The sequence below is a fragment of the Pseudomonas sp. NY15181 genome, from assembly GCF_048068055.1.
Lineage (GTDB): Bacteria > Pseudomonadota > Gammaproteobacteria > Pseudomonadales > Pseudomonadaceae > Pseudomonas.
In genome coordinates this window covers 1-24,002 of sequence record NZ_JBLUPT010000021.1, presented here as the reverse complement: position 1 = coordinate 24,002, position 24,002 = coordinate 1, and the positions used below count along the sequence as shown (strand labels likewise).

Genomic DNA, 24,002 nt, shown 5'->3' with positions numbered 1-24,002 from the left:
GCTGACCAACGACCCAGGCACCGGCGTGATGCGCCATGCCGATGCCGGTTACCAGATCGCCATCGACTGCGCCAAGGAGCAGGGCCTGAACCTGCCGATGATCACCGGCAAATAACTATTACTTGGTCGCCTGGCGCGTTACCCGGGCAGTACCGGACCGGCTGATCTGCCCGCCCGTACTTGAACAGACCGACCTGGCCAGCCCACAAGGCACGGCCCTTGCTCTGCCCAACCTCACTCACGTTTAGGAGCATCAGATGAACAACACTAAAAAGACACTGCTGGGACTGTTCCTTTCCGCCAGCGTACTGGGCGGCACCATGGCTTCGGCCCAGGCCGCCGGCTGGTGCGAGGCTGGCAAGCCGGTGAAATTCGCCGGGCTGAACTGGGAGAGCGGCATGTTGCTCACCGACCTCATGCAGATCATCCTGAAGAACGGCTACGGCTGTGACACCGACAGCCTGCCAGGCAACTCCATCACCATGGAGCAGGCGCTGGCGAACAACGACATCCAGATCTTCAGCGAAGAGTGGGTCGGCCGCAGCGACGCCTGGAACAAGGCTGCCGCCGCCAACAAGGTAGTCGGCGTGGGCGCGCCCATCGTCGGCGCAACCGAGGGCTGGTACGTGCCGCGCTTCGTAATCGAAGGTGACAAGGCCCGTGGCATCGAAGCCAAGGCGCCGAACTTGAAGTCCGTCACCGATCTGGGTCAGTACGCCGAGCTGTTCCGCGACCCGGAAGAGCCGGGCAAAGGCCGCTTCTACAACTGCCCGGCCGGCTGGACCTGCGAGCTGGAGAACTCCCAGATGCTGAAGAAGTACGGCCTCGAGGACAAGTACACCAACTTCCGTCCGGGCACCGGCCCGGCCCTGGATGCCGCCGTGCTGTCGAGTTACAAGCGCAAGGAGCCTATTCTCTTCTACTACTGGTCGCCGACGCCGCTGATGGGCCAGGCAGACCTGGTGAAGCTGGATGAACCGGGTGTGAACAAGGATGTGAAGATCCAGGTCGGCCTGTCGAAGACCTTCCACGACCAGGCGCCGGAATTGGTGGCCGTGCTGGAGAAGGTCAACCTGCCCATCGATCTGCTGAACCAGAACCTGGCGAAGATGGCCAAGGAGAAACTGACCTCCGAGCAACTGGCCAAGGCCTTCCTCAAGGAACACCCGGAAGTGTGGACCACCTGGGTCAGCGAGGACGCTGCGAAGAAGGTCCAGGCCGCGCTCTGACGCCGCCCAATCCGGGGAGACCTCGTCTCCCCGGTGATGCCCACTCCTGACGAGTACGTGCCATGTTTCCCGAACGCTTCACCTTCTCCATCGCCGACTGGGTCAACGGTTGGGTCGATGCTCTGGTCACCAACTACGGTGATGTCTTCCGCCACATCTCCGATACCCTGCTGTGGGCCATCGTGAACCTCGAAGGCCTGCTGCGTGCCACGCCCTGGTGGCTGATGCTGGCCATCGTCGCCGGCATCGCCTGGCACGCCACCCGGCGCATCCTGCCGACCGTGGTCATAGTCGGGCTGCTGTTCCTGGTGGGTGCCGTGGGGCTGTGGGACAAGCTGATGCAGACCCTCGCACTGATGATGGTCGCCACCATCATCTCGGTGCTGATCGGCATTCCGCTGGGCATAGTCGCTGCGCGCAGCAACCGCTTCCGCGCCGTGCTGCTGCCCATGCTGGACATCATGCAGACCATGCCCAGCTTCGTGTACCTGATCCCTGTGCTGATGCTGTTCGGTCTGGGCAAAGTGCCGGCGATCTTCGCCACGGTGATCTACGCCGCGCCACCGCTGATCCGCCTGACCGACCTGGGCATCCGCCAGGTCGACCGCGAGGTGATGGAAGCCATCACCGCCTTCGGCGCCAACCGCCGCCAGCAACTGTTCGGCGTGCAGCTGCCGCTGGCGCTGCCGAGCATCATGGCCGGCATCAACCAGACCACCATGATGGCCCTGTCGATGGTGGTCATCGCCTCGATGATCGGCGCCCGCGGACTGGGCGAGGACGTACTGATCGGCATCCAGACCCTCAACGTCGGCAAGGGCCTTGAGGCCGGTCTCGCCATCGTCATTCTCGCCGTGGTCATCGACCGCATCACCCAGGCTTACGGCCGCTCGCGCCACCATGAGGCCAGCAAATGAGCAAGATCCAGGTCAAGAACGTCTACAAGATCTTCGGCGCCAAGGCCGACGCGGCCCTGGCGATGATCCGCCAGGGCAAGAGCAAGGCCGAGGTGCTGGCCGCCACCGACTGCGTGGTCGGGGTGAACGACCTCTCGCTGTCCATCGAGGCCGGGGAAATCTTCGTCATCATGGGCCTGTCCGGCTCCGGCAAGTCGACCCTGGTGCGCCACTTCAACCGTCTGATCGACCCCACCAGCGGGCAGATCCTGGTGGATGGCGAGAACGTGCTCGCCTACGACGCCGCCGCCCTGGAGAACTTCCGCCGGCGCAAGATCAGCATGGTGTTCCAGAGCTTCGGCCTGCTGCCGCACAAGAGCGTGCTCGACAACGTCGCCTACGGCCTGAAAATCCGCGGCGAGAGCAAGGCGTTGTGCCAGGAGCGTGCGCTGCACTGGATCGCCACCGTGGGCCTGAAGGGCTACGAGAAGTCTTACCCGCACCAGCTCTCCGGCGGCATGCGCCAGCGCGTCGGCCTGGCCCGAGCGCTGGCGGCGGACACCGACATCATCCTCATGGACGAAGCCTTCAGTGCCCTCGACCCGCTGATCCGCGCCGACATGCAGGACCAGCTGCTGGAACTGCAGAAGACCCTGCACAAGACAATCGTCTTCATCACCCACGACCTCGATGAAGCGGTGCGCATCGGCAACCGCATCGCCATCCTCAAGGATGGCCAGCTGATCCAGGTCGGCGCGCCGACCGACATCCTGCACAAGCCCGCCGACGAGTACGTCGACCGCTTCGTCCAGCGCCGCGTCGCCGCGATCTGACGCTGTTCCGGCCGGGGGAGGGCGCTTCCCCGGCCTTCGTACACAAGGAGTTCCTGCATGTCGTCCTCTTCCACCATCACCTTCGGCAACGGCCCGCTGCGCTGGCAGGACCTGGTCGAAGTGGCGCGCAACAGTGCGCACCTGCAACTGTCGGCGGCCGCTTGGGCGCGCATCGACAACGCCCACGGCATCGTCGAGCGCATCGTCAGCCGGGGAGAGCGGGCCTATGGCATCAGCACCGGCCTAGGGGCGCTGTGCAACGTGGTGCTGCAGGGCGAGCAACTGGCGCAGTTGTCGCGCAATACCCTGCTCAGCCACGCCTGTGGCGTGGGTGAGCCGCTGAAGGACGAGCAGACCCGCGCAATAATCTGCGCCGCCATCGTCAATTACAGCCATGGCAAATCCGGCCTGCATCGCCGCGTGGTGGAAGCGCTACTGGCGCTGCTCAACCACGGCATCACCCCGCGCGTGCCGTCCCAGGGCTCGGTGGGCTACCTGACCCACATGGCCCACGTCGGCGTGGCGCTGCTTGGCGTCGGTGACGTGAGCTATCGCGGTGAAGTCGTTCCCGCTGCCCGCGCGCTGGCCGCCGAAGGCCTGGAGCCGGTGCAGCTGGGCGCCAAGGACGGGCTCTGCCTGGTCAATGGCACGCCGTGCATGACCGGCCTCAGCTGTCTCGCCCTCGACGACGCGAGCCGCCTCGCACAGTGGGCCGACGTGATCGGCGCCATGAGCTTCGAGGCCCTGCGCGGGCAGATCGACGCCTTCGACGCCGAGATCATCGCGCTCAAGCCGCACCCGGGCATGCAGAAGGTCGGCGCCAACCTGCGCGCGTTGCTCGAAGGCAGCGAAGTGATCGCGGGCAACAAGGGCATCCGCACCCAGGACGCCTTGAGCATCCGCTCAATGCCGCAGATTCACGGCGCCTGCCGCGACCAGCTGGAGCATGCGGCCAGGCAGATCGAGACCGAACTCAACTCCGCCACTGACAACCCGCTGGTGCTCGGGACGCCGGACGACTACCGGGTTGTCTCCCAGGCGAACCCGCATGGTGAATCGGTGGCCATGGCCGCCGACCTGCTGGCGATCGCCGTGGCCGAGCTGGGCGGCGTTTCCGAGCGCCGCCTGGACCGTCTGATCAACCCGCTGGTCAGTGGCCTGCCGGCTTTCCTGGTCAGCCAGCCGGGCGTCAACTCGGGGATGATGATCGTGCAGTACGTCGCGGCCTCCCTGGCCGGCGAAAACCGCCAGCTGGCGCAACCGGCGGTGGTGGACAACTACGTCACCTCCGGCCTGCAGGAAGACCACCTGAGCCTAGGCACCAGCGCCGCGCTCAAGCTCGGCCGCGCCATCGACAACACCCGCCGCATCCTCGCCATCGAATATCTGCTGGCCGCCCAGGGCTTCGAATTCCTCAAGCCGCAGCGTTTCGGCGTCGGCACCGACTGCGCCTGGAGCCTGCTGCGCGAACAGGTGCCGGCCTACGACAGCGACCGCTGGCTGGCTCCGGACATCGCCCGAACCGCCGAGCTGCTGGCCAACCCGGCTGCGCTGCACAGAATTGGCGCGAGCGTCGGGAAGCTGCAATGAGACACCTCGTCATGTCGAGCAGATGGTTTTTAGTATATGCATAAACAGTATTAAAAATATGTTGATTCAGGGTATTTAGATATAAAAGAATCGCCGGAAATTCCCACGGCGAAGCTCTGAAACGGCGCTCTCGCTCTTGTGTGTCGCAGCGAGATCTCCATGTCCGGCCAACCCGATTCCACAGTGTTTTTCCGCCTCCAGAACGTGGGCAAGGCGTTTGCGGGCAATCGGGTGTTGGACGACGTGAACCTGGACATCCGCCGGGGCGAAGTGCTTGCGCTGCTGGGCGCCAACGGTGCGGGCAAGTCGACCTTGGTGAAGGTGTTGGCCGGCTCCCATCCGCATGACGCCGGGCGGCTGTGCATCGACGGCCAGGCGGTGCGCTTCACCTCGCCTCAGGACGCCAGGCGCCACGGGATAGTCGCGGTGCACCAGCAGGTCGAGCAGGGCGTGGTGCCCGGGCTGAGCGTGGCGGAGAACCTCCTGCTCGACGAGCTCTGCGGCGCATCCGGCGCGCTGCTGTTTCGACCGCGCGCGGCCCTGCAACGCGCTGCCAAAATTGCCGCCGGGCTTGACCTTCAGTTGCCGCTGGAAGCTCCCATCGAAGCACTGGGCATCGCCGAGCGGCAATTGGTGATCCTGTCCCGTGCGCTGGCGCTCAGGCCGCGCCTGCTGATCCTCGACGAACCCACTGCATCGCTCTCGACCCAGGAAGCCGAGCGCCTGTTCGCGCTGATCGACCGGCTGCGCGAGCGCGGCGTGGCGATCCTCTACATCTCCCACCGGCTGTCCGATCTGCAACGCGTGGCGGACCGCGCGCTGGTGCTGCGCGACGGCCGTCTGGTGGGCGAATTCGCAGCGCCGTTGGACCTTGCCGCCGCCGTGGAGTCCATGCTCGGTGCCGCGCTGGGCGAGGTCGAATTGCAGCCGCCGGCGCGGGGCGAAAGCGTGCTTTCCCTGCGCGACTGGCAGCTCGAAGCACAGAGCGCGGCCTTCGACCTGGACCTGTATGAAGGCGAAGTGGTTGCCCTGACCGGCCTGCTCGGCGCCGGCAAGAGCGAGATCGCCGAAGTGCTGTTCGGCCTGCGCAAGCACCACGCCGGATCGATCCGCCTCGACGGGCGCGATTGGCTGCCACGCACCCCGCGTGAAGCCATCTCCGCCGGCGTGTTCTTCGCCGCCGAGGACCGCGCGCGCAACTCGCGGGTGCCGGGATTCTCGGTGCGCGCCAGCATGACCCTGCCGTTCCTGCGCAGCTTTACCCGTTTCGGCTTCATCGACCGTGACGCGGAGCGCGCCAAGGTGGCTGAGCAGATCGAAGCGCTCGGTATCAAGGGGCCTGCTATCAAGGGGGAGAGCATGGAGTCTGCCCTGGAGCTGCTGTCTGGCGGCAACCAGCAAAAAGTCATTCTTGCCCGCTGGCTGCTGGGGCGGGGCCGCGTGCTGATCCTCGACGAACCCTTCCAGGGCGTCGACGTGCGCGCCCGCCGCGACATCGGCCAGCGCATCCGCGCCAGCGCCACAGGCCGCGCGACCCTGGTGATCTGCAGCGACCCGGACGAGGCCCTGGAAATCGCCGACCGCATCCTCGTCGTGCGCGACGGGGCGGTGGTCGCCGAACTGCCTCGGCAGAACCTGCAGCGCAGCGAGATCGTCGCCCATCTCACCCCGACCATCCCTTCACGCCAGGAAACTGCGCGTGTCCAGAAAGGAGCCGTGCGTGTCTAGAACTGCCGTGGGCAGCGGAGCGACCACAGCCGTCGCACGCCTGCTCGACTTCCTCATCCACTACGCGCTGCTCCTGCTGCTGGCCTTGCTGGTGCTGGTGTTCGCATTGCTGGAGCCGGCCTTCCTGCGAGTCGGCAACCTGTTCCTGGTGCTGCAGTCAGTGTCCATCGTCGCGCTGCTGGCCCTGGGCGTGACCCTGAGCATGGCCGTGGGCGGGCTGGACCTGTCCATCGGTGCGGTCGCTGCGTTGAGCCTGATGACCGCCAGCTACGTGATGGTGGTGCTGGACTGGGGCCCGCTCGCGGCGATTCTCATCAGCCTCGGCCTCGGCACCCTGGTCGGTCTGCTCAATGGTTGGCTGATCGTGCGCATGGGCGTGCCGGACATTCTCGCCACCCTCGGCAGCATGTTCCTGGTGGTCGGCGTGCAACTGATCCCCACCGGCGGCCGTTCCATCGCCGTCGGCATGACCCTGCCCAATGGCGACGAAGCACCGGGCGCCTTCGCCAGTTGGTTCCTCGCCCTCGGCCGCGCCCAGCTGTGGGACCGCGTGCCGGTGCCCGTGGTGATCATGCTCGGCTGTGCGCTGCTGGTCTGGCTGTTCCTCGAACGCACGCGGCCGGGCCGACTGTTCTATGCCATCGGCGGCAACGAACAGGCCGCGCGCCTCGCCGGTGCGCCGGTGGAGCGCTACAAGCTGCTCGCCTATGTGCTCTCCGCATTGCTGGCTTCGGTGGGTGGGCTGCTGCTGGCGGCGCGCCTCGGGCGGGGTGATGTCAGCTCCGGCAACGGACTGGTACTCGATGCCCTGGGCGCGGCGCTGATCGGCTTCGCCGTGCTCGGCGCGCAGAAGCCCAACGCCTTTGGAACGCTGGTGGGCGCGGTGTTGGTGGCCACGCTGCTCAACGGCCTGACCATGCTCAACGCGCCGTATTACGCGCAGGATTTCGTCAAGGGCGCGGTGCTGGTCTCGGCCCTGATGTTCACCTTCGGTCTGGCCCGGCGCGGGCGCTGATCGTCAGCTTATTTCGGAGATTCAACGGATGAAGTTCACCCCCGCCAAATCCCTGCGCGCGCTGTTCGCAGCCGGCCTGCTTCTGTCCAGCGCCGTCTCGGCCGAAGCGGCCGGGCTGCCCGGCGCGCCCGCACCCTTCGACAAGGGCGGCGTGCAGATCGCCCTGGTCGGCTACCTGTTCTCCGGCGACTTCCCGGAGGCCTACTTGCGCGGCGTCGAGAAGCAGGCCGGCGCGCTGGACGTGAAGCTGCGCGTATTCGACGCGCGCCAGCAGGCGGCCACCCAGCGCGAGATGCTGGAGCAGGCCATCGACCTGGGCGTGGACGGCATCATCGTCCAGCTGGGCCTCGCCGAAACCCTCAAGGACTCCATCGACAAGGCGCTGGCCAAGGGCATCAAGGTGGTCACCTTCGACGTCGACGTGAACGACCCGCGCATCACCCGCGTCGAGCAGGACCACCGCGAGCTGGCGCGCCTGGCGCTCAAGCAGGCGCTGCAGGATAACGGCAACGCCTTCCACGCCGGCTACGTGTACATCGACGGTTTCACGCCCATGGAGCGCCGCGACGAAATCTGGCGCCAGGTGAAGGCCGAGAACCCCGGCATCGTAGAGAAGGCGCGCTTCGGCACGCTCAACGCGCCCATCGCCAACTCGGTGGCCGACCAGGCCAGCGCGGTGCTGCGCGCCAACCCTGGCATCACCGTGTTCTTCGCGCCCTTCGACGAGTTCGCCAAGGGCGTGAAGATCGCCGTGGATGAAGCCGGGCTGGGCAAGAAGGTGAAGATCTACAGCGCCGACATTTCCACCGCCGACATCCAGATCATGAAGGAGGAGGGCAGCGCCTGGAGCGCCACCGCCGCGGTCAACCCGGAAGTGGCCGGCGCCATCAGCGTGCGCAGCCTGGCGCTGCGCATCGCCGGTGAGAATCCGGGCGAGCAGGTGCTGGTGCCGCCTACCCTGATCACTCGCCAGCAGCTGTTGGACCTGGACGTGAAGAGCGTCCGCGACCTGGCGCGCAAGGTGCCGGCCTTCGGCGAGGTGCAGAAGGTGGCGCAGGCGCCGTGGATTCCGTTGGCGAATTGAACGATGAGCATGCACGACAAGGCCGGGCGCTTGAAGAAGGCGCACTCGCCGAAGGGCGACCCGCGTTACGGCGCGCGCCTGCCGCCGGGGCAGGTGCTGACCGAGCGTTTCCCGATCCTGCATGAGGGCGAGGTGCCGAACTACGACCGCGAAAGCTGGCGCCTGCGCCTCACAGGCACGCTGGCACGAACACTGGAGCTGAGCCTGGATGACCTGCTGGCGCTGCCGCAGCGGGAGCTGGTCTGCGACATCCACTGCGTCACGCGCTGGTCGAAGTTCGACACCGCCTGGCGCGGTGTGCACCTGTCGGACCTGCTCGAACACTATGGCGTGAAACCGTCCTGGCCGTTCGTCATGGCCCACGCCGACCACGATTACCAGACCAACCTGCCACTGGAAGACCTGCTGCGTCCGGATAGCCTGCTCGCCACGCACTATGCCGGTGAGCCGCTGCCCCCGGTGCATGGCTGGCCGCTGCGGCTGGTGATCGCCGGGCGCTATTTTTGGAAGAGCGCGAAGTGGTTGCGCGAACTGGAGTTCAGCGAGGCTGACCGCCCCGGATTCTGGGAACGCAACGGCTTCCACAACGAGGCCGACCCTTTCCGCGAGGAGCGTTTTTCCGGTGCGGCGCTGGATATTCCCGAGGACGAATGGGAGCGCAAGGCCTTCGATTGAAATGCGCCACTGTTGCTGGGCGAACACCTGGCGCTGTTGCTCGACCAACACCGCAACCGGTTATAACCAAAGCATTTTTTATTCATTTAAAAGCATTCTGCCACTGGCTAGGATGACGTCTTCCCCATCAGGTCAGGGATGACCGGCGATACCGAGAAGCCGCGCCTTTTCGCTCATCACGAAAAGTGACCGGCCATGACACCTGGAGCGCTTTCCCGAGCACTGTTTTATCCCTCCTGAGCGGGGAACAGTCGCTCGCGGTTTCCGGACTTCCGACACCAACCGCTCGAGTCAAAAAAATCCCAAGCGGAGTTCCGGACTCGCCGCCAACGGCGAGTGGCACTCTTTAAGCGAGACAGGAGTATTTCGCGTGTTATCCCGTTCCCTTATTGCCGTTGCGGTGGCCTCGGTCATCGCCCAGGTCTCCGCACGCGCCGAGGAAACCCCGGCGACCCCCGAGGCCACTACCAAGCTGGAAACCGTCCTGGTCACCGGCGTCCGCGGTAACCACCGCACCCTGTTGGATTCCCCGGTACCGGTGGACGTGCTCACCGCCGAGGACCTCAAGTCCACCGGCGCGGTGGGCGGCGAGCTGGGCCAGGCCCTGGCGACGCTGCTGCCGTCCTTCAACTTCCCGCGTCAGTCCAACTCCGGCGGCGCCGACCACGTGCGTGCCGCCCAGTTGCGCGGCATGAGCCCGGACCAGGTGCTGGTGCTGATCAACGGCAAGCGCCAGCACACCTCGGCGCTGGTCAACGACTCCTCGAAGATCGGCCGCGGCACCGCGCCGGTGGACTTCAACTCGATCCCCATCAGCGCCATCAAGCGCATCGAAGTGCTGCGCGACGGCGCTGGCGCACAGTACGGCTCCGACGCCATCGCCGGGGTGATCAACATCATCCTCGACGACGCCCCGGAAGGTGGCGAAGTCTCCACCAGCTATGGCGCCTACCATACCCATCAGGACGCCATCGACCGCACCACAACCGACGGACAGAACTCCTACACCAGCGCCAAGGCCGGCACCCGGCTGGGCGAGGAGGGCTTCATCCGCGGTGGCGCCGAATACATCAACCGCAACCCAACCAACCGCGCCGGCTTCGACGGTTTCGCCGACACCCCGGGGCAGCGCAACTACGTGATGGGCGATGGCGTGGCGCGGGACGTCAACGCCTGGTTCAACGGCGACCTGGCGCTGGGCGACGGCAAGGCCTACGCATTCGGCCTGTACAACGAACGCCACACCACCGGCGCGGAGTTCTACCGCTACCCGGACGAACACCCGGAGATCTACCCCAACGGTTACCTGCCGCAATCGCTGGGGGACAACCTGGACCTCTCCACCAGCCTCGGCTACAAGGGCCTGATCGCCGACACCTGGGACTATGACGCCAGCGTCACCCACGGTCGCAACCGCTTCGAGTCGTCCACTCGCCGTACCCTCAATGCCTCCCTTGGCGAAGACACGCCAACCAAGTTCGACACCGGCGACTACGAACTGCGCCAGAGTGTCGCCAACCTCGATCTCAGCCGCGAGCTGAGCCTTGCCGGGCGGCCGTTCGTGCTGGCGCTGGGCGGCGAGTACCGCTACGAAAACTACATCACCACCGCCGGCGATGCGGCCTCGTACTACGGTGTCGGCGCGGACGGCGCCGCCGGCCTGCGCCCGAGCGAGGAAGTGGACATCGACCGCAACGTCTTCGGCACCTACGTCGATCTCTCCGGCGACCTCACCGACCAGTTCTTCGTCGATGCCGCCGCCCGCTGGGAACGTTACGACGACGCCGGCAGCAAGCTCACCGGCAAGCTCAGCGGGCGCTATCAGCTGACCCCGGTGCTGGCCCTGCGTGGCGCGGCGTCCACCAACTTCCGCGCACCGTCGCTGGCCCAGGTCGGCTTCCAGAACACCACCAGCAACTTCGGCGATGGCGGCACGCTCACCGATATCCGCGTGCTCTCGGTGAACGATCCCATCGCCCGCGCGCTCGGTGCGGAAAGTCTCGATCCGGAAACCTCGAAGAACTTCAGCCTGGGCCTGACCGCACAGCTGAACGACCGCTTCGATCTGTCCTTTGACGTGTTCCGCATCGACGTAGACGACCGCATCACCCTGTCCCAACGCATCGGCAGCGATGCCATGGAGCAGTTCATCCAGGACAACTTCGGCGTGGCCGGCGTGCATGACGTGAACTTCTTCACCAACGCCGCCGACACCCGAACCGATGGCGCGGAGCTGGTGCTCAACTACCACCAGCCCTTCGTCGGCGGCCAGTTGGGCGTGACCACCGCGTACACCTACAACCACACCAAGGTACGCAGCACCAAGGGCACCCCGCAGCAACTGACGGACCTGGGGATCGGCGAGGACGCGCTGGTGGGCGTGGAGGAGCGCAACACCCTCACCGATGCCGCGCCCAAGGACCGCTTCATCTTCACGACCACCTGGACCAATGCGCAGTGGAGCCTGCTCGGTCGCCTGACCCGGCAGGGCGAGACCACCCGCGTGTTCGACTTCGGCGATGGCTACCACCCGGAGCAGACCTACGGCGCCGTGTGGCAGCTGGATACAGAGGTGGCCTACAAGTTCACCCCGCAGTTCAGCCTGGCGGTGGGTGGCAACAACATCACCGACAACTACCCGGAACGTTCCAGCTCGGAGATCAACTACGGCGGCAACCTGCCGTACGACGTGCTCTCGCCGATCGGTTCGAACGGTGCGTATTACTACGCCCGCGCCACTTACTCCTTCTGATCTGACCCAGGGGGCCGCGTTGCGGCCCCGCTGCTTTCCGGAGTCGATTCATGGCTGACAACGACGCCGGCCCGCGCCGGCACCTGGGCGCCATTCACGCGTTGCTGCTGACGCTGGGCATGGTGATCACCAGCGACATTCTGAAAACCGCGCCCACCGTGGCGCTCAACGTCGGCGAGGAGCACTTCTACGGGGTCTGGATTCTCGGCGGCCTGCTGTCGATGGTCGGCGCGCTGTGCTACGTGGAGATGGCCTCGGCCTTCGCCCATCCCGGCGGCGACTACCACTTCCTCGAACGCGCCTACGGCCAGCGGGTGGGCTTCCTGTTCGCCTGGTCGCGCTTCGCCATCCTGCACACCGGGTGGATCGCGCTGATGGCGTTCCTGTTCGCCGATCACTTCAGTGCCTTGCTGGGTCTTGGCCAGCTGGGCAACGTACTGCTGGCGGGCGGACTGGTCGCCGCGCTGGTGGCGCTCAATCTCATCGGCTGGCGCGTGAGCCTCGGCACCCAGGCCGGATTGGTGGCGCTGGTGGCGGCCGGTTTCCTCGGCATCGTCGGTGCCGGCTTGTGGCTGGAGTGGCGCGGCTTCGTCCCGTCCCCTGTGGCGCCGGTCGAGCCGGAGCAGGTCGGCGTGGCAGGCTTCTCCGCCGCGCTGATCTATGTCTTCCTCGCCTTCGGTGGCTGGAGCGATGCGGCGACGCTGTCGGCGGAGCTGCGCGACAACCGCCGGGGCATCTTCACCGCCATGCTCGGTGCGTTGGCGGCGTTGTTGCTGATCTACCTGACGCTGAACTGGGCGTTCATTCGCGGCCTGGGCTTCGACGGTCTGGCCGCCAGCGGCGCGCCGGCGCTGGAGCTGCTCGGGCTGGCCTTCGGCGCGCCGGGCATTGGCCTGATCATGGCGGTGGTGGTGGTGTCCGCCGTCGCCAGCATCAACTCGACGCTGATCGTCGGCAGCCGCACGACTTATGCCGCGGCGCGGGATGTTCCGGCACTGCGTGCCCTCGGCCGCTGGGATGTGCGTCACGGCGTACCGCGCGCCGCACTGCTCGCCGAAGGCGGGGTGGCGTTGCTGCTGATCCTGGTCGGTGGCTGGAGCGGCCATGGCTTCAACACCATGGTGGAGTACATGACGCCGGTGTACTGGCTGTTCCTCAGCCTGAGCAGCGTGGCGCTGATCGTCCTGCGCCGCCGCCATCCGGACGTGCCCCGGCCGATCCGCGTGCCGCTCTATCCCTGGCTGCCGCTGGGCTTCCTCGCGGTGTGCCTGTACATGCTGTATTCCAGCGTCGCCTATGTCGGCTGGGGCGCCTTGCTGGGCCTGGCGGTACTGGCGCTCGGCGGACTGCTGCAACTGATCCTGCGCCCGCGTGCGGCGCAATCCGAAGACTGGCAGGGAGAGGGCGCCTGATGCGCGCGAAGCGACTCTGGCGCAACGGCGCCGTGACCGTGCTGCTGGCGGCCCTGGTAGGGCTTTGGCTGAACGAGCCTACGCTCAGCGCCAGCGGTGAGGCGAGCGGCCGGCGCATGCTGCGCACGGAGCTGTACCTGGAGGCGGTGGAGCTGTCGCAGTGGGAGGACTTTCTCGCCCGCGAGGTGACGCCGCGATTCCCCGATGGCCTCAGCTGGCTCGACCTGCACGGCCAGTGGCGCGGCCCCAGCGGCGGGCCGGAGAAGCTGCCGTCGCGGATGCTGATCCTCATCCACGCCGACAACCCCTACACACGCCAGGCCCTCACGCAGATCGGCGCGGACTTCAAGAAACGCTTCGGCACGGCGGTGCTGCAGGTCAGCAGTCCGGTTCGCGCTCGTGACCCGGACTGGACGCCGCAGCGCCTGGTCAACCCTCAGCTGTCGCGCTGAAGCCCGGCCTCGATCAGGTCGAGCATGTAGCGCGGCAGGGCGAACGCTGCCTGGTGCACCTCAGGGGTGTAGTAACGGGTCACCAGGCCGCTTTTCGCGAAGCGCTGGCGCAGGGTTTCCAGCGCGGTGCGGCGGGCCTTCTCGCTGTTGGACGCCCAGCCGAAAGCCATGCTGCCGCCGATGTAGGTCGGCACCGCCGCGTGGAAGAAACCCCAGTCGGCGAAGGACTCCGCCAGCCGCCGCGCCGTGCCGCCCAGTTCCTCCGGCTGGAGGAAGGGCACGCCGTTCTGCGTGGCGAGGATGCCGTCGCTGCCCAGGCGCTGCTGGCAGTTGCGGTAGAAGGCGTCGGTGAACAGGCTCGCCGCCGGACCGCCCGGGTCGGTGGAGTCGCAGAGGATCAGGTCGAAGGTTTCGCGGCTCTGCGCGAGATACTCCAGGCCATCGGCGTAGACCAGCCGCAGGCGCGGATCGTCCAGCGCGCCGGCCGAATGATTCGGCAGCAGCTCGCGGCACAGTTCGACCACCTGCGGGTCGATCTCCACCGCGACGATTTCCTTGATGCCGGCATGCCGCACGATCTCCCGCAGGATGCCGCCATCGCCCACGCCGATCACCAGCGCGCGGCGCACCGCGCCATGGGCGAGGATCGGCACATGGGCAAGCATCTCGTGGTAGACGAACTCGTCGGCCTCGGTGGTCTGCACTACGCCATCCAGTGTCAGCACGCGGCCAAAGCGCCGGTTGCGGAACACCTGCACGTCCTGCTGGCCGGTGTTGCCCTGGTAGATGGGTTCATCGACGGTCAGTGCCTGCGCGTAACCGTCGTGCAGCGTCTCGCGGAACATCAGAACGACACCTGCGCCGGTTGCGACAGCCGCAGCACGGAGAGGTCGCCGGTGATGCGCTTCCAGGCCAGGCGAATGGCCTCGATGTCCTTGCCGCGCGCGGCGCTGTCTTCATGCAGGATCACGATCACCTTGGTGCTCAGCCGTTCCGGCGCCGGCGCGCCGTGGTCACGCCACTGGCCGTAGGCATCGTAGGCGGTGAAGCCGTCCGGGAAGCGCGGCGTCACTTCCTGATCGAGGAACTGCCGCCAGCGCTGCTCGCTGATCTTCTCCTTGCCGTCCTCCTGGCCCAGCGCGAAGTACAGCTCGGTGCGCAGCCACTGCGCCTGCGCCGGCCGGGTCGGGTCGCCTTGCAGGGTGGAACTGGAAGGGTTGGTGGTATGGACGGAGGGAGCGGGCGGGGTGGCGCAGCCGAACAGCGCCAGGACGAGGCTGGCGGCGAGCAGATGGCGGAACATGGGACTTCCTTGCGGTGATGACAGTTGAACCAAACCGCCACTATAGAAGGTCGTCTGTTATTTCATTAAATATTAAAAACGCATTCTCATATGCCTGATTTTGCATTTGTGGAATGTGTATCGAGGCGCTCTAGACCGTGGGTTACAGCCGGTGCCGAAGTTTTTGCGAGCTGGTTAGATTCAATATTCACTACGGTTCTTTGCTAAGTACTGGATGAGATATCCATATCGCCTGAATGATCGCTCTTGAAGTGTTGGCGTTCGTTATCACGACGAAAATGAAACCATCACGAACATGTCCGGCATCATGGAAACGGAATCGAGAGTCTATGCGGCGAAACCCACCGCTCCCTCGTCATCTTGTTCCGTCGCCGCGCATTCCTAGAATCGGCCCCATTCGCAGTCACTCAACTCTATCGATTCAGGGAGCTCCACCATGATGAACGCCATGCAGATGCCGATGAACACCAACGCCATGATGCCGATGATGGGCATGCCGATGATGATGGCGACCATGGAATGCGAGATGCTCGACGACGGCATGATGTGCAAGATGAAGCCGGCCATGGGCATGGAAATGGCCATGTTCCGCAACAGCGCCGAGATGATGGCGATGATGATGAACTGCGGCATGCCGGTGATGATGCACTGCGGCAACATGATGATGATGGGCATGTCCCAGTCCGCCATGGCCATGATGCCGATGATGGGCATGATGAACCCGATGATGTCCATGCCGATGATGGGCATGAACATGGGCATGCCGGCCATGAAGTGCATGATGGCGTGCTCCATGCAGGGCGACATGATGATGTGCAAGATGATGCCGATGCAGGGCATGAGCATGGATATGCTCAAGATCTGCTGCATGCTGATGAACAAGATGATGGAGTGCGGCATGCCGATGATGATGAGCTGCAACGGCATGCCGATGATGTGCTGCACCTGCTGATAGCGGCGCACTGAAATGAAAAGGCCCGGTGGGGAAACCCGCCGGGCCTTTGGCTTTTTGACGGTTGGAATCAGTCCAGCCGTTCGGCGTAGGTGGTGACGAGGTAGGCGACCGCGTCGCTGTCGGCGGGGTTACGGTAGCTGTGCGGCTGGTCGGCGAAGAACAGGATGGAGTCGCCGGTGCCGAGGAGGAAGCGCTCCTCGTTGACGCTGATCTCCAGCACGCCCTGGGCGACCACCAGGTTTTCCTGGGTGCCCGGCGCGTGGCCGGTGGAGTGCTCGATGGCCAGGCCCTGCAGGCGCAGCTCGTAGAATTCCACCTGGCGCGAGACGTCGAAGGGGAACAGCGCGCGGCTGACGAAGGCGCCGTCGCCGCTGACCAGGCGTTTGCTCTCCCGTGCCGGCAGCACGGCCACGCCTTCGAAGGCGCGGTCGTCGAGGAAGGCGGCGACCGAGACTTTCAGGCCCTGGGCGATCTTGCACAGCACCTTGATCGACGGGACGCTGCGGCCGGATTCGATCTGCGCGAGCATGGTCCGGCTCACGCCGGAAAGGCGCGCCAGGCCGTCGAGGGAGAGGTTGCGCTTGGCGCGCAGGCGCAGCAGGTTGCTGGCGACCCGTTCGCCGATGGGATCTTCGGGCGTGCCGGGAGTCGCGTCGAACGCCACGGCAGGCAGCTCCGTGGCGAGCGGCAGGCCCACGGCTCAGGCCTCGCGGCGGCCGCTGTCGCGGCTCTGCTGGACGATCTGGAAGGCGTCATAGCCGGCACGCTGCGCGTACATCATCCACATCAGCTCGGCTTGGCGGCGTGCCTGGCGGCGCGTGCGGTGGCGGGCAAGATCGATGACGTTGTCGGTGCGGTCCATGGCGGCTCCAGAAGGCTTGCAGACAAGCCGGTTGCGGTGAAGTTGGGACTAGCCTAGCCGCGATCCAGTTAGAACCAGAAATACTTAATTAGCATTTGTTAATTACTTATTCAGCTATAACGGCCGCGACGGGAAATCCGCCTGCACCGCCACGGACACCGCGTCCGGCCGCCAGAACTCCTGGTCGAACTCCACCAGCAGGCCGTCCTCGGCGTAGTTCAGGCGTTCCAGCACCAGGTTGCTGGCGCCCGGCGCCAATTGCAGCAGCTCCGCCTGATCGTCGTTCACCGTCCCCAGTCGCAGGTTGAGCGTGCAACGCGTCTGCACCTTGCCGAAGCGCTCGCGCAGCACGGTGGTCAGCGAGCGGTCCAGGCGTGCGTCGAGCAGGTCGGGGCACCAAGTGGCGAGCAGGGTATTGATCTCCACCAGCACCGGGCGGCCGTCGATCAGCCGGCGGCGGTGCAGGCGGAAGACCGGTTCGTCCGGTGACGGCAGGTTCATGCGCGCGGCCAGCCAGGCGCCGGCGCGGCGGCGTTCGGCGCTGAGGCATTCGGTGAGCGGTTCGCGGCCCTGCAGGCGCACGTAGTCCATGAAGCTGACCAGCCGCGTCGGGTCGTAGTCGATACGCGGCGGGCTGAGGTACCAGCCGCGGCGGTTCTCGCGGTAGATCAGCCCCTCGGTTTCCAGTTGCTGCAGGGCCTGGCGCAGGGTGACGCGGGTGCAGTCGAAGCGCTCGGCGAGGTCGCGCTCGGGCGGTAGTTTCTGCCCGGCGAGGAAGCGCTTCTGGGCGATATCCGCGGCCAACTGGTCGCGGATGCGCGCGTAATGCGGAGGGATGGCCTGGTAGAGCATGGTGGCCCTCAGGCGTTGCCGACGGCGAGCGCCGGCGGTTCGTCATGCAGCTCGCGCTGCCAAGCCAGCAGGCCGTAGATCGCCAGCACCACGAAGCCAGCGTAGAGCCCGGCGGTGAGGTACAGCGCCTTGTAGAGGAAGACCCCGGTGTAGAGCACGTCGAGGATGATCCACAGCCACCAGCTGGCGACGTACTTGCGCGCCGCCCAGAAGCTCGCCACCAGGCTGAAGGCGGTCAGCGCGGCGTCCATCCAGGGCAGGGCGGCATCGGTGTGGGTGTGCATCGCCCAGCCCAGGGCAAGGGCGCCGGCGGCACCGGCCAGGCAACTGGAGACGCCAGTGGAGAAGGGCAGGCGTGCCACTTGCACCTTGCCGTGGTCGCTGCCGCCCTTGCTCCATTGCCACCAGCCGTAGAACTGCAGCACCACGAAGACCAGTTGCAGGAGCATGTCGGAGTAGAGCTTCACGCTGAAGAAGATCCATGCGTAGAGCAGCACCGCCACCACGTTCACCGGCCAGCACCAGCGGATGCGCCGGGCGGTGAGCCAGACGCCGAGCACGTTGACGATCACCGCGATGATTTCCAGAGCAGACATTTGCGCTTACCTCAGAAGTTGACGCTCGCCGTCAGGCGAGCCGTGCGCGGCGCACCCTGGAACAGGTAGCCGTCGCCGAAATATTCACCGACATCGCGCCAGTAGCGCTTGTCGAACAGGTTGTCGACGCTCAGCCGCAGCACGGTCGGGTAGCCCCCGATCTGCGTGCTGAAGCGCGCGCCGGCGTCATAGACGGTGTAGCCGCCGACCTCCACCGTGCCGTTGCGGTCGGCGTACTTGGCGCCGCTGTAGCGTGCCGCGCCGAGCAGCGAGAGCCCCGGTAGCTCGGCCAACGCATAGTCGGCCTGCAGGCTGGCGCGCAGGCGCGGGACGTTGATCGCCTGGTGGCCTTCGTAGTCGTCCGTGCCGCTGTTCACCACCCGCGAACGGATCGCCGCGAGGCTGCCGCTCAATTGCAGCGCGGAGGTTACCCGGCCACTGGCGGACAACTCCAGCCCGCTGTTCTTCTGCTGGCCCTGCTGCACGTAGGTGAAGGTGCCGTCGCCGTTGGGCCGGGCGAACTGATAGGCCTGGTGGATCTGGAACAGCGCGGCGCTCCAGTCGAAGCCGGGCAGCTCCTGCTTGATGCCGAACTCGACCTGGCGCGAAGAGGTGGGCGCCAGGGTGTCGCCGGCGTTGCTGGTGAACCAGGGGGCCTCGCCGCCCAGGGAAAGCCCCTTGCTGTAGCTGCCGTAGATCGAGATGTCCTCGCGCGGCTTGAAGATCACCGCGCCATTGGGCAGGAATTCCGAGCGGCGGGTTTGGCGGGTGGTGTCGCCGTCGCTGTCGAAGGTGCGCTCGTCCAGGCGCACCTGGCGCCCGCCAAGGACCACTTGCCACTGTTCATCGAGGATGAGGCGGTCGCTGGCGAACAGGCCGTACTGGCGGCTGTCGAGGTGGCGATAGCTGTGGCCGGGCTCGCCATCGGCAGGCGCCACGGGGCCGATGCCGGTGTAGATGTTGCCGGTGCCGACCCACTCGTTGAGTTCCGGGCGGCTGTCCAGCACGCGGCGGAAGGCCGAGGTGCCGACGGTCAGCTCGTGGCGCAGCCAGCCGGTGGCGAACTGGCCGTGCAGCGCGGCTTCCAGCTCGTCGTTGCGGCGCGTGTCGTCCGGGCTGCGGAAGTCGTAGAGGTCGTAGTCGCCTTCGGGGCTGAAGTAGTTCGGCACGGACGAGTCGGCGCAACTGGCCACGCCGAAGCAGCCCCAGGGGAAGGCGCTGTAGTCGTCGATCACCACGCGGCTACGCGAGGCGCTGAGGGTGCCGGTCCAGGCGTCGTCGAAACGGTACTCGAAGCGCGTATTCAGGTTCAGCGATTCGATGCGCACCGGGTTGGCCCAGCTCTGGTAGCCGAGGCGGTCGTGGGGATCGATGCCGTGGGGCAGCTCTGTGCCGCCGAGCAACTGGTAGCCCGGCGCCGAGGGCTGGCGGCGGTTCTGGTATTCGGCGTCGAACTGCCAGAGGGCATTGGGCGAGAGGTTCCAGTCCAGGGCCAGGGAGGCGAAGTCGCGATTGCCGTCGGTGTGGTCGATGTAGGAGCGCAGGTCGTCGTGGGCGAGGTTGGCCCGCACGCCAACGGTCTGCTCGCTGTCGAGCCAGGCACCGACGTCGGTGGCGACGTAGCGACCGCCTTCGTCGTCCGTGCCGAGCGTCACCGAGCGCACGTCCTGCGGACGCTTGGTGACGTAGTTGATCAGCCCGCCCGGCTCGGACACGCCGCTCTGCAGGCCAGACAAGCCCTTGAGCACCTCGACCTGCTCCTTGTTCTCCAGCGCCACGTTCTGCTCGCCGGTGATGGTGCGGCCATTGATCTTGTAGCTGCTCACGGCGTTGAGCGAATAGCCACGAATCTCGAAGTTCTCGTAATAGCCCACCGGCGCGTAGGCCTCGCCGGTGGAGGCGTCGTTCTTCAGCACGTCGCTGAGCAGGCGCGCCTGCTGGTCCTTGAGCAGCGCCTGGTTGAACACCGAGATGGAGGCGGGCGTGTCGAGCAGCGGCGCTTCGCCGAAGCCTCCGACCGAGGCACGGTTGCTGGCGTAACTGTCGGTGTCGTGGCCGGTTACCGTGACGGTGTCCAGGGTGGTGTCCTCGGCATGGCCGGGACTGCTGGCCAGCAGCACGGCCAGGGGCAGCAGGCTGAGGGGAAATCGCGTGCGCGCGGGGCGCGGCAGGTACTGCATGGAACGCTCCTGAAAATCGCCAGGGCGTGCGCCGGGAATGCACGGGGCCGAGCCCCTCCCGCGCGAAACGAATGGCCTTGGGTGTTGGTCGTGATCTCCCGCTGACGGGGTCTCAGGCCGGAGCTGCTCCGGTGGTCAATGGCAGGGAAGGCTCTGCGGCCCATTCCTGCAGCGAGCCGTCGTAGATCGCGACTCGAGTCTCCCCCGTCAGGGTCAAAGCCAGCGCGAGGGCGGCGGCGGAGATGCCGCCACCGCAGTACAGCAGCAGCGGCGGTTCGGCCTCGCGCAGCCCGGCGAGCGCTTCCTGCAGTGCCGCGCCGCGCCGGTAGCGGCCTTCGTCGTCGAACAGGCTGCGTGCGGGCAGGTTGCTGCTGCCGGGGATATGCCCGCGGCGGGCATAGCGGGTGACGGCGCTGCCATCGAACAGGGCGGCGGACAGCGCGCAGACCAGCGTGCCGGCCGCCTCGCCCGCCACGACTTTTTCAACGTCGCGGCGGTCGATCCAGAAGCCGTGCCGGTACCGCACCGGGGCCGACAGTTTCCCCCGTTGGGCAGCGGGCGATTCGCCTGCTTCCAGCGAAAAACCGGCTGCGATCCAGGCACGCAGGCCGCCATCCAGCACCGCTGCGTCGATGCCCAGGCTGCGCAGCATCCACCACAGGCGCGCGGCCCAGAAGCCGTCGCTGCGGTCGTAGATCACGATCAGCGAATCGTCATGGATGCCCAGTCTCTGCAAGGCATCCAGGGCCGATTGCGCCTCAGGCAGGGCGAAGCTGAAGGGCGCATCGGCTGCCGCCAGATCGTGCAGCAGATCGGCATGCTGCGCGCCGAGGATGTGCCCGGCGAGCCAGCCGGCGTAGCCGCTTTCGACGCGGTAGTCGCCGTCGAACTCCGGTGCGGCAAGTTCGACGCTGGCGTCCAGCAGGCACAGACGCGGGGCGTCCAACTGGGCGGCCAGCCAGTGCGCGGTGACCAGAGGTTCGCTCATCTCAGTTCACCTTCGCCGCCAGGTGGCGAACGTGATTCAGCAGGCGCTGGCCTTCGCTGTCGAGGAACCAGCGGGTGTGGCCGATCAGGTAGTTGTCGTAGGCCAGCGAAGCGCTCTCTGCCGAGCCGAGGATGCCGTGGAAGTAGATGACTTCCGACAGCGCGAAGTCCGCATGCACCAGCGGCAGCAGCGCCGCCAGCGCGAGCAGGTCGTCGCGGCTCAGCGGCCGTACGCTGGCGTAGCCTTGGAGCAGGGCGGCCAATGCGTCGAGGTCGGCCACGGCGGCGCGGCCCTGGTCCAGTTCCAGCCAGGGCACCAGGTTGCGCTCGATGGCGGTGGCCAGGTCGAACAGCGCGAAGCTGCGGTCGCTCAGGCCGAAGTCCAGCACCGAGACCACCTGCGCCTGCGGGCCGTCCTCGCTCCACAGCAGGTTGGAGGCGTGCCAGTCGTTGTGCGTCCACAGCGTTGGCTGGCGCTGCAGGTAGGGCTGCAGTTCGCGTTGCAGCGGCAGGTGCAGCTCGCTGAGGGTTTCCTTCCACGGGCGCGCTTGCAGGTAGTCGGCGAGGGCGGGCGCCTGGGGGAAGGTCGCTTCGATGGCGGCCAGCGGGTCCGCCGCGCCGAACAGGTTCAGGTTGCTGACCAGCACGCCGGCGCTGCGGGGCGGCGCGTCGAAACCTTCTGCGGCGCGGTGCAGCTTCGCCAGCGCGGCGCCGGCGGCGAAGGCGTGGGCGTTGTGCTGGAAGGGCGTCCAGGACAGCGCGTCGCGGTACAGGTCCAGGCCCTCGGCCTTCCGATGGACCTCATAGGTCCAGCCGTCGCGTTCGATGGCGCTGCGGCTTTCGCCATCGCGCAGCACCTGGGCCACCGGCGCGCCCTGGCGGGCCAGGTGATCGAGGAAGGCATGCTCTTCCGCCAGCCAGTCAGCCGTGCGCACGCTCGGGTGATGGCGCTTGACGAACAGCGGGCCGCTGGCGGTCTCCACCAGCGCGGCGGCGGAGAAGGGACGCGGGCTGTGCCAGGTCAGCCGGGCATCGGCGCCGGCCTGCGGGAAGCCTTGCAGCAGTGCCGCGACCTCCGCTTCGGTCAGCGCCGGCCAGTCGGCCTCCACCGGTTCCAGGCCCATGCCGTGGCTCAGGCGTTTCGTCATGCTGGGTTCTCCACTTGCCAGGCATTGCTGGTGGCGCCGCGCCAGATTTCCGGGTCGCGCAGCACACCGTATTCATGCAGCCACTGGGCGTACGGCTGCAGCAGTTCTTCGCGCTGTTTGCCCCAGCGGCCTTGATGCAGCCAGCTGGGCGCGATGCGCCGCAGGGATTCTGCCAGCATCTCGTGGGGAAAGTAGGGAATGGTGCGTTCGTAGACCGGCAGCGCGGCCTCGGGATCCGTCGCTGCCGTCAGGAAACCGCGTGCCGTGACGGCGAGGAAACGCCGCGCGATGTCCGCATTGGCGTCCAGCCAGTCCTCGCGAGCACCCAGCAGGTAGCTGTGATAGGGCGGGGCACCGATCTCGTCCACCGGCAGCACCACGCGGCGCTCGTTGGCGATGGAGCTGGGCAGCAGCGCCTCCCAGGCCCAGTAGCCGCCGAAGCTGGCGTCGGCGAGGCCGGCGGCCAGATCCTCGGGGCGCAGCTCGCGGAAGCCGGCATCCACCAGTTCCACCGCATCCGGGTCGCCGCCGTCCTGGCTTACCAGATGGCGCACCATGGCGAGTCCGCGCGGCGTCGGGTTGAGCGCCAGGCGCTTGCCCTGCAGATCTCGCGGTCGTTGGATGCCGCTGTCGGTGAGGGTCTGAATCGACTCCAGACCGCGATGGTTGATCGCCGCCACGCCCATCAGCGGCTGGCCCAGATCGCGGCGCACAAGCAGGCGGTTGCTGGGGAACACACCAAACGCGGCGGCGCCGCGCGCCAGGTGATCGAGGGTGTCGCCGTGGTAGGGGTCGTGCACCACCAGTTCCACGTCCAGCCCCGCCTCGCGGTACCAGCCGCGTTCACGGGCCAGGTAGAAACCGGCCGAATTGGGCCAGGGGTGGAAGTATTCGAGCATGACCCGCAAGGCAAACATGGAACCTCTCTCCGAAACGGCCAGCGGCCGGCGACTGCGATGGGGCGTATTGAAGGGGAGAGTATTTGGTATATACCAATATGTTTTTTACTGGTTTTTATAATTGTAAGGAATAAAAAGGCCGTCAGCGCTCGTGCTGACCAACGTACTCCGGAATGCAGCCGCTGCCATGCTGAGCGGCAAAGATCGCTCTGGCTCGGGCCTCCTGGCTTCCCGCCGGGTTATTACCTCATGCAATTAAGGTATTTAGGGTTGTGAAGGGGCACCGATAGAGTGGCGGCCTCTTCCCACTTCAGCAGCCTCTGCGACCGTTCATGACCGATACCCGCCGCTCACTCACCGAGCAGATCATCGAAGCCGGGCGCTTCCTCTACGGCCGCGGCTGGTCGCCGGCCACCAGTAGCAACTATTCGGCGCGCCTGGCGGCCGACCGCGCGCTGCTCACCGTTTCGGGCAAGCACAAGGGCCAGTTGGGCGTCGACGACGTGCTGGAGACCGATCTGGCCGGCAACAGCCTGGAACCGGGCAAGAAGCCT

The 24,002-nt window shown here is 66.4% G+C and carries 24 protein-coding genes; 14 read left to right on the top strand and 10 right to left on the bottom strand.

Going from position 1 to position 24,002, the window contains the following annotated elements; genetic code table 11:
* The 12 genes from ACNFBT_RS27115 to ACNFBT_RS27060 form a co-directional block, all read left to right on the top strand.
* On the top strand, positions 1–115 hold a 115-nt coding region (locus ACNFBT_RS27115), incomplete at its 5' end, for a hypothetical protein (protein ID WP_416753535.1).
* Between the two features lie 205 nt (positions 116–320).
* Positions 321–1,229: an ABC transporter substrate-binding protein gene (locus ACNFBT_RS27110; protein WP_416753888.1), complete on the top strand. Its 909-nt coding sequence runs from the start codon at positions 321–323 to the stop codon at positions 1,227–1,229.
* A 62-nt stretch (positions 1,230–1,291) separates the two neighbouring features.
* A complete protein-coding gene (locus tag ACNFBT_RS27105) occupies positions 1,292–2,146 on the top strand; it encodes an ABC transporter permease (RefSeq protein ID WP_416753885.1) in 855 nt (284 codons plus the stop codon).
* Complete coding sequence (locus ACNFBT_RS27100) at positions 2,143–2,958, top strand: quaternary amine ABC transporter ATP-binding protein (protein ID WP_416753884.1); 816 nt, start codon at positions 2,143–2,145, stop codon at positions 2,956–2,958. The genes ACNFBT_RS27105 and ACNFBT_RS27100 overlap by 4 nt, the downstream gene beginning before the upstream one ends.
* Positions 2,959–3,015: 57 nt before the next feature.
* On the top strand, positions 3,016–4,548 hold the full coding sequence (gene hutH / locus ACNFBT_RS27095; protein WP_416753883.1) for a histidine ammonia-lyase: 1,533 nt from the start codon (positions 3,016–3,018) through the stop codon (positions 4,546–4,548).
* A 159-nt stretch (positions 4,549–4,707) separates the two neighbouring features.
* Positions 4,708–6,276 (top strand): sugar ABC transporter ATP-binding protein, encoded by a 1,569-nt coding sequence (locus tag ACNFBT_RS27090; protein ID WP_416753882.1) that lies wholly within the window; start codon positions 4,708–4,710, stop codon positions 6,274–6,276.
* Positions 6,269–7,291 carry an ABC transporter permease gene (locus ACNFBT_RS27085; protein WP_416753881.1) on the top strand — a complete coding sequence of 341 codons (1,023 nt, stop codon included), beginning with the start codon at positions 6,269–6,271 and terminating at the stop codon, positions 7,289–7,291. Before ACNFBT_RS27090 ends, ACNFBT_RS27085 begins: the two co-directional genes overlap by 8 nt.
* Positions 7,292–7,319: 28 nt before the next feature.
* A complete protein-coding gene (locus ACNFBT_RS27080) occupies positions 7,320–8,375 on the top strand; it encodes a substrate-binding domain-containing protein (RefSeq protein WP_416753879.1) in 1,056 nt (351 codons plus the stop codon).
* Between the two features lie 9 nt (positions 8,376–8,384).
* A complete protein-coding gene (locus tag ACNFBT_RS27075; RefSeq protein WP_416753887.1) occupies positions 8,385–9,050 on the top strand; it encodes a sulfite oxidase-like oxidoreductase in 666 nt (221 codons plus the stop codon).
* Between the two features lie 370 nt (positions 9,051–9,420).
* Positions 9,421–11,802: a TonB-dependent receptor plug domain-containing protein gene (locus tag ACNFBT_RS27070; protein ID WP_416753878.1), complete on the top strand. Its 2,382-nt coding sequence runs from the start codon at positions 9,421–9,423 to the stop codon at positions 11,800–11,802.
* 50 nt (positions 11,803–11,852) lie between these two features.
* Positions 11,853–13,214: an APC family permease gene (locus ACNFBT_RS27065; protein WP_416753876.1), complete on the top strand. Its 1,362-nt coding sequence runs from the start codon at positions 11,853–11,855 to the stop codon at positions 13,212–13,214.
* Positions 13,214–13,666 carry a DUF3574 domain-containing protein gene (locus tag ACNFBT_RS27060; protein WP_416753875.1) on the top strand — a complete coding sequence of 151 codons (453 nt, stop codon included), beginning with the start codon at positions 13,214–13,216 and terminating at the stop codon, positions 13,664–13,666. The genes ACNFBT_RS27065 and ACNFBT_RS27060 overlap by 1 nt, the downstream gene beginning before the upstream one ends.
* Here the strand turns inward: ACNFBT_RS27060 and speE are convergent.
* The gene (speE, locus tag ACNFBT_RS27055) at positions 13,651–14,511 is read right to left on the bottom strand and encodes a polyamine aminopropyltransferase (protein ID WP_416753874.1); all 861 of its coding nucleotides are present in this window, start codon (positions 14,509–14,511) and stop codon (positions 13,651–13,653) included. The genes ACNFBT_RS27060 and speE overlap by 16 nt on opposite strands.
* Positions 14,511–14,969 (bottom strand): DUF3574 domain-containing protein, encoded by a 459-nt coding sequence (locus ACNFBT_RS27050; RefSeq protein WP_416753873.1) that lies wholly within the window; start codon positions 14,967–14,969, stop codon positions 14,511–14,513. The genes speE and ACNFBT_RS27050 overlap by 1 nt, the downstream gene beginning before the upstream one ends.
* Before the next feature lie 436 nt (positions 14,970–15,405).
* On the opposite strand from ACNFBT_RS27050, the gene ACNFBT_RS27045 reads away from it, so the two are divergent.
* Positions 15,406–15,921, top strand: coding sequence for a hypothetical protein (locus ACNFBT_RS27045; RefSeq protein WP_416753872.1), 516 nt, complete (start codon positions 15,406–15,408; stop codon positions 15,919–15,921).
* Between the two features lie 70 nt (positions 15,922–15,991).
* Here the strand turns inward: ACNFBT_RS27045 and ACNFBT_RS27040 are convergent, their stop codons facing one another.
* The 8 genes from ACNFBT_RS27040 to ACNFBT_RS27005 all read right to left on the bottom strand — a co-directional run bounded on the left by ACNFBT_RS27040 (position 15,992) and on the right by ACNFBT_RS27005 (position 23,466).
* Positions 15,992–16,588, bottom strand: coding sequence for a helix-turn-helix domain-containing protein (locus ACNFBT_RS27040; RefSeq protein WP_416753886.1), 597 nt, complete (start codon positions 16,586–16,588; stop codon positions 15,992–15,994).
* A 36-nt stretch (positions 16,589–16,624) separates the two neighbouring features.
* Positions 16,625–16,786, bottom strand: a complete 162-nt coding sequence (locus ACNFBT_RS27035) for a hypothetical protein (RefSeq protein ID WP_331314499.1) — start codon at positions 16,784–16,786, stop codon at positions 16,625–16,627.
* 114 nt (positions 16,787–16,900) lie between these two features.
* Complete coding sequence (locus ACNFBT_RS27030; RefSeq protein ID WP_416753871.1) at positions 16,901–17,638, bottom strand: UTRA domain-containing protein; 738 nt, start codon at positions 17,636–17,638, stop codon at positions 16,901–16,903.
* Between the two features lie 8 nt (positions 17,639–17,646).
* Entirely contained in the window at positions 17,647–18,234 is a 588-nt protein-coding gene (gene pnuC, locus ACNFBT_RS27025; protein ID WP_416753869.1) for a nicotinamide riboside transporter PnuC, read from the bottom strand.
* A gap of 11 nt (positions 18,235–18,245) precedes the next feature.
* A complete protein-coding gene (locus ACNFBT_RS27020) occupies positions 18,246–20,414 on the bottom strand; it encodes a TonB-dependent siderophore receptor (RefSeq protein WP_416753868.1) in 2,169 nt (722 codons plus the stop codon).
* Positions 20,415–20,526: 112 nt separating this feature from the next.
* Positions 20,527–21,402, bottom strand: coding sequence for a sulfurtransferase (locus ACNFBT_RS27015; RefSeq protein ID WP_416753866.1), 876 nt, complete (start codon positions 21,400–21,402; stop codon positions 20,527–20,529).
* Position 21,403: 1 nt separating this feature from the next.
* The gene (locus ACNFBT_RS27010) at positions 21,404–22,549 is read right to left on the bottom strand and encodes a phosphotransferase enzyme family protein (RefSeq protein WP_416753865.1); all 1,146 of its coding nucleotides are present in this window, start codon (positions 22,547–22,549) and stop codon (positions 21,404–21,406) included.
* The gene (locus tag ACNFBT_RS27005) at positions 22,546–23,466 is read right to left on the bottom strand and encodes an ABC transporter substrate-binding protein (RefSeq protein WP_416753863.1); all 921 of its coding nucleotides are present in this window, start codon (positions 23,464–23,466) and stop codon (positions 22,546–22,548) included. The genes ACNFBT_RS27010 and ACNFBT_RS27005 overlap by 4 nt, the downstream gene beginning before the upstream one ends.
* Positions 23,467–23,780: 314 nt before the next feature.
* Here ACNFBT_RS27005 and ACNFBT_RS27000 point away from each other — a divergent pair.
* A partial coding sequence (locus ACNFBT_RS27000; protein ID WP_416753862.1) for a class II aldolase/adducin family protein occupies positions 23,781–24,002 on the top strand: 222 nt, incomplete at its 3' end.